This is a genomic window from Shewanella sp. AC91-MNA-CIBAN-0169, from assembly GCF_040310165.1.
GTDB lineage: Bacteria > Pseudomonadota > Gammaproteobacteria > Enterobacterales > Shewanellaceae > Shewanella.
In genome coordinates this window covers 1-305 of sequence record NZ_JBEOPM010000085.1, presented here as the reverse complement: position 1 = coordinate 305, position 305 = coordinate 1, and the positions used below count along the sequence as shown (strand labels likewise).

Genomic DNA, 305 nt, shown 5'->3' with positions numbered 1-305 from the left:
ATTTTTGGAACGAAATTGAGCTAATAGAGACTAGAAAAAATGCACAATTTGGGACTGAGATAGATGTGATGTTCCCTGATGGATTGAATGAACAGCAGCGTATTGATCTAGTTGAAAAATATAGTCAATATTTATCAGATAGATATAACATTCTAGTCGATGTTTCGATTCATCGACCACATACCCATATTCAGCATAAAAATGATGGGCAAATTGCAGAGCTTACAAATGATAATTTTCATGCTCATATACTCCTTTCTAGTCGTGAAATTATTGCAGAAAAAGACGGTGATTATTCGTTATCC

Annotated in this window: 1 protein-coding gene; it reads left to right on the top strand. The window is 33.8% G+C overall.

What is annotated here, in order from left to right; genetic code table 11:
• The coding region (locus AAEY98_RS22220) for a MobA/MobL family protein (RefSeq protein WP_351019730.1) at window positions 1-305 on the top strand (305 nt) is incomplete at both ends.